The 7,368-nt window shown below is 68.6% G+C and carries 8 protein-coding genes; 5 read left to right on the top strand and 3 right to left on the bottom strand.

What is annotated here, in order from left to right:
- Positions 1–179 precede the first annotated feature (179 nt).
- The 3 genes from EHS43_RS48225 to EHS43_RS32275 all read right to left on the bottom strand — a co-directional run bounded on the left by EHS43_RS48225 (position 180) and on the right by EHS43_RS32275 (position 1,995).
- Positions 180–518: a transposase gene (locus EHS43_RS48225; RefSeq protein WP_260470809.1), complete on the bottom strand. Its 339-nt coding sequence runs from the start codon at positions 516–518 to the stop codon at positions 180–182.
- A gap of 63 nt (positions 519–581) precedes the next feature.
- Complete coding sequence (locus EHS43_RS48230) at positions 582–947, bottom strand: transposase (RefSeq protein WP_260470810.1); 366 nt, start codon at positions 945–947, stop codon at positions 582–584.
- A gap of 427 nt (positions 948–1,374) precedes the next feature.
- Positions 1,375–1,995, bottom strand: coding sequence for a TetR family transcriptional regulator (locus tag EHS43_RS32275; RefSeq protein ID WP_125194220.1), 621 nt, complete (start codon positions 1,993–1,995; stop codon positions 1,375–1,377).
- A 69-nt stretch (positions 1,996–2,064) separates the two neighbouring features.
- Here EHS43_RS32275 and EHS43_RS32280 point away from each other — a divergent pair, with 69 nt between their 5' ends.
- The 5 genes from EHS43_RS32280 (at position 2,065) to EHS43_RS32300 (ending at position 6,852) form a co-directional block, all read left to right on the top strand.
- Positions 2,065–3,549 (top strand): aldehyde dehydrogenase, encoded by a 1,485-nt coding sequence (locus EHS43_RS32280; protein ID WP_125194221.1) that lies wholly within the window; start codon positions 2,065–2,067, stop codon positions 3,547–3,549.
- A gap of 310 nt (positions 3,550–3,859) precedes the next feature.
- Entirely contained in the window at positions 3,860–4,693 is an 834-nt protein-coding gene (locus tag EHS43_RS32285; RefSeq protein WP_125194222.1) for a DUF4397 domain-containing protein, read from the top strand.
- An 80-nt stretch (positions 4,694–4,773) separates the two neighbouring features.
- The gene (locus EHS43_RS32290; protein WP_125194223.1) at positions 4,774–5,457 is read left to right on the top strand and encodes a class F sortase; all 684 of its coding nucleotides are present in this window, start codon (positions 4,774–4,776) and stop codon (positions 5,455–5,457) included.
- A 47-nt stretch (positions 5,458–5,504) separates the two neighbouring features.
- A complete protein-coding gene (locus EHS43_RS32295) occupies positions 5,505–6,062 on the top strand; it encodes a sigma-70 family RNA polymerase sigma factor (protein ID WP_260470811.1) in 558 nt (185 codons plus the stop codon).
- Between the two features lie 121 nt (positions 6,063–6,183).
- Positions 6,184–6,852 carry an anti-sigma factor gene (locus EHS43_RS32300; protein ID WP_260470812.1) on the top strand — a complete coding sequence of 223 codons (669 nt, stop codon included), beginning with the start codon at positions 6,184–6,186 and terminating at the stop codon, positions 6,850–6,852.
- Positions 6,853–7,368 lie beyond the last annotated feature (516 nt).

The following is a 7,368-nucleotide window of genomic DNA, read 5'->3' on the forward strand; positions in this document are numbered from 1 at the left end:
GCATGAGCTACCGCAGCGCACCGCTCCCATCACACATAGACCGAAAGGCCAGCACGGTCATGCATACGCACATCGTGGTCCACGAGGTGTTCGAGGCCCCGGGGGCCTTCGAGGACTAGGCCAGAGCCCGAGGCCACGACCTCACCTTGACTCTGTCGGGGATCTTGGTGTCGGTGGAGTCAACTGCCCAGGGTTCGCCAGGACTTCAGGCCAGGGATCTCACGCTGGTCGAGGTGGTTCTGGAAGGCAGTCGGCCGGCGGGGAGTAGGGGCTTCCTCGGCCGGTGACAGTCCGCCGAGGCGCTCGATGATGACGGCAATGGCCGTCAGGACGTGCTGGACGTGGACCTTTCCCTGTCCTCGGTAGCGGCAGTGCCGCATACCGTGTCCGTGGGCGAGCTCGTTGACCGTGCTCTCCACTCCGGAACGGACCGCGTAGCGGGCCTTCCACTCGGGCGTCTGCTGTTCTGCGCGGACGCGGAGTTGCAGGTCACGGAGCTCGCGCGGGGGAAAGCCCACGGTGCGGGCGCTGTCGGCGGTGCTGGTGCACTGGGCGCGGGCCGGGCACGGACGGCACTGGCCCTAGGTGACCCGTGCCACGATCAGAAAGGCGGCGGTGGGCGAGGAGGTCGGGTAGGGGCCGTGCCAGCCCGCGCCTACCTGCCCCTGGGGACAGGTGACCTGCTGCTTGTCGTAGTCGATGTGGAAGTCGTCCCGGGCGAAGCCCTCGCCTCGGCGGTGCTGGCGGGTGGGGTTGCTCTTCAGCGGCCCGGAGACGGTGACCTGGTGTTCACGGGCAGCTTGTGCCAGGTGGGGCAGGGAGGTGTAGCCGGCGTCGACCAGGTACTCGGCGGGCAGCAGGCCGCGACGAGCCAGGCGGGTGTGGATGCCGGGCAGGACCTGGCTGTCATGGGTGGTGGCCGCGGTGGTGGCGACATCCGCGATCACGTTGGGGCCGTCGGCAGCACAGGTCTCGGTGAGATGAGCGGCGAACCCCTTCCAGCTGATGATGTGTCCGTGGCGTGCGTAGCGGGCCGAGGGTGGTCTGGGGAGCCCAGGCGACCTGCTGGAACGTCTGCGGCGCCGCTTCAAGAAGATCACCCTGTGGTGGGCCGATGGCGGCTGCGCGGGCCGCCTGGTCACCTGGGATACGCGGAACGGACAGGAAGTCGCCCGGGCACTGCCGGGCGATCACCCATTCCTGCCAATCCGTCTCCGCTTCCGCGAGCGCGACCAGCCCGCGGTCCCCCGGAGCGATCAACCCCTGCAGATACGCCAGCGGCGGCTGACGCGGTTGCTCCAGGTTGAACCAGCACACGAACCGCTCGTGCGGAGCGGCCAATTGGCGTTTGTCAGGCCGGGATACCGCGTCGCGTCACTGCCGGGCCCGGAAGGCGTGCGCGACGGCGGTGCGGAGTACGTGGCGGCGTCGACTGTGAACTGACTCCGGGTCGTTGGGGGTGGCCGCGGTGGTGACGCTGACGGGGGCCCATGTCAGGGAGAGCGCGATCACCATGTCGTGGACCTCGGCCGGGGTGTAGTCGCTGTTGATGGTGCCCTGCTGTTGCTCGGCGGCGATCAGGGCGAGCTTCGGCTCGTCGAGGGCGGGTCCGTCGGAGAAGAGCGGGCCGGTCGGGCGGCGTTCCAGGCGGGTCCAGGTGGCGAGCCGGAGCCAGAGGGGGTTGGCGAGGTAGGCGTCGTAGAGCGAGACCGCATAGCCGGGCAGGTCGGCTGGGTCCAGGGTGGCGGCGTCGACGATGGAGGTGACGTTGTCGGCCAGGACGGCGTCGAAGAGCGCCTCCTTGCTGCCGTAGTAGGCGTAGATCCTGGCCTTGTTCGCTCCGGCGTTGGCGGCGATGCGGTCGACCCGCGCTCCTGCGATGCCGTACTGGGCGAACTCCTCGGTGGCTGCGTCGAGGATGCGGCGCCGTGTCGCGCGACCGTCGCTGCGGGTGCGACGTGGGGCGTTCTCGGCGGACGCGGAAGCGGGAGACATGGCACCACCTTAACCGAACCTGCTGGTTGTGTTACGGTCCCCATACCGAACCAACTAGTTAGGACTCTTATGTCATTCGTTCCCTTGGTTCCCGACCGCCCCCGCCCCGCTCTGCTCGACGAGGGGCCGCTGCCGTTGTTCATCGGCGGTGAGTTCGTGGCCCCGCACTCGGGCCGCTGGGAGCCGACGATCGACCCGACCGCCCAGAAGCCGCTGACCACTGTCGCGGTGGCTGACGCCGAGGACATCGACGCCGCGGTGAGGGCTGCCCGGGCCGCGTTCGCCGACCCGTCATGGTCGGCGATCACTCCGCAGCGTCGAACCGAACTACTGCTGCAGATCGCTGACGCCATCGAGGCACACGGTGAGGAACTCGCCATCCTCGACTCCCTGGAAATGGGCGGCGCACTGTGGGTCAACCAGTGGCTGGTGGGCCAGTGCGTCGACGTACTGCGTCATTACGCCGGCTGGCCCACCAAGATCTACGGCCAGACCGCGCCCTCCGACCCCACCAAGTTTCATTACACCGTGCGCGAACCGCTCGGTGTCGTAGCCGGGATCACGGCCTGGAACGGGCCACTGCAACAGCTGTGCTGGAAGCTGGGCGCCGCGCTGTCGACCGGCAACACCTTCGTACACAAGCCCGCGCTCTGGTCCTCGCTCTCCGCGATCCGGCTGGCGCAGATCATCGCCGCCGAGACCGACCTGCCGGCCGGGGTCTTCAACGTCGTCTCCGGTGACGGGGGCATGACCGGGCAGGCTCTGATCGAGCACCCGGGCGTGGACAAGATCTCCTTCACCGGCTCGGTCGCCACGGGCCGGCACATCCTGCGGACCTCCGCGGTCGACCTCAAGCGCGTCACCCTCGAACTGGGCGGGAAGTCTCCGACGATCGTGTTCGACGACGCCGACCTGCCGGCGGCGGCGCAGACCGCAGCCGCGGCCTTCTGCCAGGGCTCCGGTCAGGGGTGCGTGGCCGGGAGCCGGATCTTCGTCCAGGAGGGCGTCAAGGACAAGTTCCGTGACCTGCTCCTGACCGCCATGGTCTCCTACGTCGCGGGTGACCCTTTCGCCGAGGGCACCCAGATGGGGCCGCTGGCCTCCCGCGAGCACTTCGACCGCGTCAACGGGTACCTCGACCTCGCTCGCCAGGAAGGCGCCCGTGTCCACCAGGGCGGCGACTGGCAGGCCGAGGGACTGTTCATGCGCCCGGTGCTGCTCGAGAACGTGACACCGGACATGCGTGTCATTCGCGAGGAGATCTTCGGGCCCGTCTCCGCGTTGATGACCTTCACCGACATCGAGGACGCCATCGCCAAGGGCAACGACACCTCGTACGGGCTCTCCGCCTCGATATGGACCCGTGACTTCGTCCGCACCCAGCGCACCGCAGCCGGCCTGCGAGTCGGAACCGTGTGGGTCAACACCTACGCCGACATGAGCACCGGCACCGTCCCCTTCGGAGGCTTCAAGACCTCGGGGCTCGGCCGCGAACACGGCACCGACGTCCTCGACGCCTACACCGAGACCAAGACGGTCATGGTCACCATGTGACATGCGGGGCTTGTCGGTCAGCCGATCGGAACGCACTTCTGGTCGGCTGACCGGCGGAGCGCACGCCCACGGGCCCGTCGGGCATCACGTCATGCAGCCGAGAGGCTGGTCTCGGGGCTGTAAATGGCTTCGCAAGCGGCACATCAGCCACCAGAACCACGCTCTGATCGATCTCGCTCCTACGGATCCGTCCTCGTCCCGACATCGGCCGCTCAAAAAGATCTGCACCCGGGTGAAACCATCCCGCACCCCTCGACGGAATGCGTTGCCGCACACGTTCCAGCAGATTCCGATCGAAGGGAAGAGCGCCATGAACACACGCGCTGCGGGCGGCACCGTGGCCGTCGCCATCGCCGTCGCCCTGTCTGCAAGCGCCGGGACCGCCGCGGCGGATCAGCAGCAAGCCGCTGGTGATCAGGCCACGGTGTCGGTGCTGCACGGCGTACCGGGGCTGACCGTCGACGTCTACGCGGGAGACAAGGAGCTGATCCCGGACTTCACACCGGGCACCCTCACGGAGCCGATGAAGCTGGACGCGGGCTCGTACGACATCAAGATCTTCAAGGACGGTGAGGGCCCCGACGGCACGCCGGCCATCGAGAAGACGGTCGACGTGCCCGCCGGCGCGAACGCCACGCTGGTCGCCCACCTCACGGCCGACGGGAAGCCCGCGCTCGACGCGTTCGTCAACGACGTGTCCAAGATCCCCGCGGGCAAGGCACGACTGACCGTTCGGCACGTGGCCGCCGCGCCCGCGGTCGACGTCCGGGCCAACGAGAAACCCGTCTTCAAGGGCTTGGAGAACCCCAAGGAAGCCAAGGGCGAGGTGGCGGCCGGAACGGTCTCCGCCGACGTCGTACTCGCCGGAACGGACACCGTGGCGATCGGTCCCGCCGATCTGAACCTGGCCGAGGGCACCAACACGGTGGTCTACGCCTGGGGCAGCGCGGATGACAAGAACCTGCAGCTCAAGACGCAGACCATCACGGGAATGCACTCGGCGCCGGGCGGTGTCCCCGCCGGCGAGACGGGTGCGGCGGCCGCTCACAACGAGGGCCTCCCGCTCGGTGCCCTGTCCTTGGGCGCGGTGTCTGCCCTGAGCGCCGCGGGACTGCTTCTGCGGCTGCGCCACCGCACGCGCTGAGGCCCGCCCGATCATCGGGGTGCCGCCACCGTCCGGACGGCGGCACCCTGCCCCCTCTCTCGCTGAAGAGGTAACCCTGCATGAGCAAGACCTCGTCACGGCGTCGTCTCGTCGTAGGTCTGTGTGCTGCCCTCGTGGGGCTTGTCGTCTCCGTCCTGCTGCTCGTCGATGCCCGGGTCGGAGGCCCGAAGGCCGGTGCCGAGGACTTCGGTGCGGCGCCGGGCGGCCCGTCCGTCTCGTCCTCGGGGACTGACCGGGATCTGCCGAGGCCGTCGTTCGCGGCCGGCGACGCGACACCGTCTCCTGCCAAGGCGAGCGAGCCGTCCTCGCTGTCCCTGCCGCGCCTCGGTGTGAGGGCAGCCGTCAAGACGGTCGGGGTGGCGACGGACGGTCAGGTGGAGATCCCCGAGGACCCCGAGCAGGTCGGGTGGTACCGGTACTCGCCGGTGCCGGGCTCCGCAGAGGGGTCGACCGTCATCGTGGGCCACGTCGACTCACGACGGCGCGGGCTGGGGGTGCTGGCAGTCCTGAACGACGTCCGGGCAGGAGACCGGGTGCTCATGCGCCAAAAGGACGGTGGTGTGGTCGAGTACCGCGTCAGCGCACGCCGCACCGTCGGCAAACGGGACCTCGCGGCGTCCGGGGCGTTCCGCCGGGAGGGGCCCCCGGTCCTGACCCTGATCACCTGCGCGGGCCCCTATCTCGCCGACAAGGGCGGCTACCAGAACAATCTGCTCGTCACTGCCGTGGAGGCGCCGACGTGACGCCGATATGGGGCGGCTCCCAGGTGCTTGCGGCTACTGTTGCGGTCGTGAGTACCAGCTCTGACGAAGAGCTCGGGCAGGGTTTCGCCGACGGCGACGAGTCCTGCCTCAACGAGGCCTACCGTCGTTGGGGCGCACTGGTCTTCACCGTGGCAGCAAGGAAGTTGGGCGATCCCGAGGAGGCGAAGGACGTCACTCAGCAGGTCTTCGTCGGCGCGTGGCGGGGCCGCAAGAGCTACGATCCGCAGCGTGGTTCTCTCAAGACGTGGCTGATGGGTATCACCCACAAGAAGGTGGCGGATGCCCTCGTCCGCCGCTTCCGGCATCAGAGAGACATCGAGGCGGTCACCGTCGCGGGCGCCTCGGAGCTCCCCGAGCAGGATCCCCCGACGGATTCCGTCGTGGACGTCATGGTGCTGGCGGACGAACTGGACCGGCTCCCCGAACAACAGCGGATCGTTCTGGAATTGGCGTTCTACGAGGATCTGACCCAGGCGCAGATCGCCCAGCGCACCGGTCTTCCGCTGGGCACCGTCAAGACCAACACCCGGCGCGGGCTGATGCGCATGAAGAAGCGATTGGAGGTGGACGGTGGAACACACTGACGAAGAGACGCTGACGCTGATGGCTATCGGAGAGGACCCGTCCCCTCCGGACGACGAACACGTGCGTACATGTGAGCGCTGCGCGCGTGAACTCGACGCCCTGCGCCACGTCGTTTCCACCATGAAGGGCCCGGTTGCCGAGGAGGACGAGCTGCTCACGCCTCCGGCGGATCTGTGGACTTCCATCGGGGACGAGCTGGGTCTGCGTCGGGATGAGACCTCTGCCGTGGACACGGGTGGCGAAGGCCCTACGGGTGGCGAAGCCCCTACGGTTGGAGAATCCCCTACGGCTGGGGAATCCCCTGCCGTAGGGGATCGCCCCTCGCCGAGCGCCGTCCGAGCGCGGCGGCCCCGGCGCCTGCAGCGCGTGAGTGTGGCGCTCGCCGCTTGCGCCGCGCTCCTGGGCGCCGCCGCGGGCAGCACCATCACCTGGTGGGTCACCCGGGACGACACGACCGTATCCGCCACCGACGGCAGGCGGCTGGACTCGTTGCAGGCGAACTCGGCGGGTTACGCACGGCTGACCGGTGGCAGCGGGCACCGCACTCTCGCCATCACGGTCAAGGGTCTGCCCCGGACGTCCGGCTACTTCGAGGTGTGGCTCATGGACCGTAGCCACACCAAGCTCGTGTCCATGGGCGTCCTGGGCTCCGACGGCCGGGCTTCCCTACCCGTGCCCAGCAACATCGACCTGCGTGAGTACTCCGTCGTCGATGTCTCCGTCCAGCCCTACAACGGCAAGCCCGACCATTCGGGAGACAGCATCGTCCGCGGCCCGTACGCCGGGTGACTCCGGACGGAGATCGTCTCGCGGGTCGGGTCGGGAGCCCTTCCGATGGGGTGGACTGTCCAGGCTGAGAGGCCTCTCCACGGCCGTGGCCGGCCCCGCTGATGACCGAGTGCACTAACCGGGCCGCCGCCGTCGGGAAGGGCGGATCAAGGCCCGCCGCCTTCCCAGTGGACAGTGTGCATCGTGAAAACTGCAGGTCGGGTGGGCGTGTGCGTGTGCGTGTGCGTGTGCGTGTGCGTGTGCGTGAGCGTGAGCGTGAGCTTAGGGATGCTCGGCCAGGTCCGGTGCGGTAATCCAGCGACAAGAACGTCGGCCATCGGGCAACTTCCCTGTTCGTTAGGACCAACAGGGCCCGCACCAGCGCGGTCGCCCACTTCGGTTCCGTGCGGACCTACTGCAGGACGCGCCGGCACGATCCCCGCGACCTTTCCCGCAGGCATAGCCCGACACCGCGACCCGATCTCCTTGATGTGACCGCGTACCAGGTCGGCGAGCCAGTTCCGGGTGGCGCTCGAC

Source organism: Streptomyces sp. RP5T, assembly GCF_003933965.1.
Classification (GTDB): Bacteria; Actinomycetota; Actinomycetes; order Streptomycetales; family Streptomycetaceae; genus Streptomyces.

Coding starts and splice junctions, on each gene's coding strand:
- EHS43_RS32275 (WP_125194220.1), bottom strand. CDS start 1,995: ATGTCTCCCGCTTCCGCGTCCGCCGAGAACGCCCCACGTCGCACCCGC.
- EHS43_RS32280 (WP_125194221.1), top strand. CDS start 2,065: ATGTCATTCGTTCCCTTGGTTCCCGACCGCCCCCGCCCCGCTCTGCTC.
- EHS43_RS32285 (WP_125194222.1), top strand. CDS start 3,860: ATGAACACACGCGCTGCGGGCGGCACCGTGGCCGTCGCCATCGCCGTC.
- EHS43_RS32290 (WP_125194223.1), top strand. CDS start 4,774: ATGAGCAAGACCTCGTCACGGCGTCGTCTCGTCGTAGGTCTGTGTGCT.
- EHS43_RS32300 (WP_260470812.1), top strand. CDS start 6,184: ATGAAGGGCCCGGTTGCCGAGGAGGACGAGCTGCTCACGCCTCCGGCG.